Source organism: Kitasatospora sp. MY 5-36 (genome assembly GCF_001182915.1).
Classification (GTDB): Bacteria; Actinomycetota; Actinomycetes; order Streptomycetales; family Streptomycetaceae; genus Kitasatospora.
Genome location: NZ_LFVW01001191.1, coordinates 1 through 1,477 on the forward strand (window position 1 = coordinate 1; position 1,477 = coordinate 1,477).

At 78.3% G+C, this 1,477-nt stretch carries 1 protein-coding gene; it reads right to left on the reverse strand.

Going from position 1 to position 1,477, the window contains the following annotated elements; translation table 11 throughout:
- The coding region (locus AE652_RS41310) for a non-ribosomal peptide synthetase (RefSeq protein ID WP_049661131.1) at window positions 1-1,477 on the reverse strand (1,477 nt) is incomplete at both ends.

The following is a 1,477-nucleotide window of genomic DNA, read 5'->3' on the forward strand; positions in this document are numbered from 1 at the left end:
CGAGGCGCTCGGTGATCCGGGCCAGGGTGCGGGCGGCGAGGACGGAGTCGCCGCCGAGGTCGAAGAAGTCGTCCTCGGCCCCCACCGCGTCGAGGCCGAGGACCTCGGCCCAGACGGCGGCCAGGACGCGCTCCCGTTCGGTGCGCGGGGCGAGCCCGCCGGCGGCGCTCTGCCGGGCGGGCGCGGGCAGCGCCCGCTGGTCGATCTTGAGCTGCGGGGTGAGCGGGAAGGCGGGCAGCACGACGACGGCGGCGGGCACCAGGTGGGCGGGCAGCGCGGCGGCCAGGGCGGTGCGCAGCGCGGCCGGGTCCGGGGGCAGTTCCGGGTCGGCGGGCGTGGCGTAGCCGACCAGCCGGGTGTGGCCCGGTTCGTCCTCGCGGACCACGACGACGGCCTGGTCGACGGCGGGGTGGGCGCGCAGCGCGGCCTCGATCTCGCCCGGCTCGATCCGGAAGCCGCGGACCTTGACCTGCCGGTCGAGCCGGCCGAGGAACTCCAGCTCCCCGTCGGCGGTGAACCGGGCCCGGTCGCCGGTGCGGTAGAGCCGGGCGCCGGGCGGGCCGAAGGGGTCGGCGACGAAGCGGGCGGCGGTCAGGCCGGGGCGGCCGAGGTAGCCGCGGGCGACGCCCTCGCCGCCGAGGTACAGCTCGCCGTCGGTGCCGGCCGGCTGGGGCCGCATGGCCTCGTCGAGCACGTACACCCGGGCGTGCGGCAGGGCGCCGCCGATGGTGGGCGCGCCGGTGCCGGCGGTGAGCGGGCCGGTCCAGGTGGCGACGATGGTGGCCTCGGTCGGGCCGTAGGAGTTGACCATGCGCCGGCCGGGCGCCCAGCGGTCGACCAGCTCGGCGGAGCAGGCCTCGGCCCCGACGATCAGGGTGCGCAGGTGGCGGCCCGCGCCGGCCGGGACGGTGGCCAGGGCGGCGGGCGGGATCAGGGTGTGGGTGATGCGCTGCCCGTCCAGGACGGCGGCGAGCTCCTCGCCGAGCCAGGGGCCGTCCGGGGGGATCACCAGGGCGGCGCCGGTGAGGACGGAGACGAACAGTTCCAGGACGGAGGCGTCGAAGCTGGGCGAGGAGAACTGGAGCACCCGGTCCCCCGGCCCGACCGCGTAGTTGTCGATCGCCGCCGCCGTGAAGCCGGCGATCCCCCGGTGGGTGACGACCACGCCCTTGGGCGTCCCGGTGGAGCCCGAGGTGTAGATCACGTACGCGGGGTGGTCGGTGCCGTCGGCGGACGGGAGGTCCGTGTGGTCCCGGTCCTCGGGGCGCTCCGTCTCCAGGGCCGCGCGGACGGCGGCCGGGTCGTCCAGGACCAGCGCGGGGGCGGCGTCGGCGAGCATCAGCGCCCGCCGCTCGGCGGGGTAGCCCGGGTCGACGGGCAGGAAGGCGGCGCCCGCCCGGACGACGGCCAGCTCGGCGGCGACCAGCTCCATGGAGCGCGGCAGGACCAGGGCCACCGTCCGCTCCGGCCCGGCGCC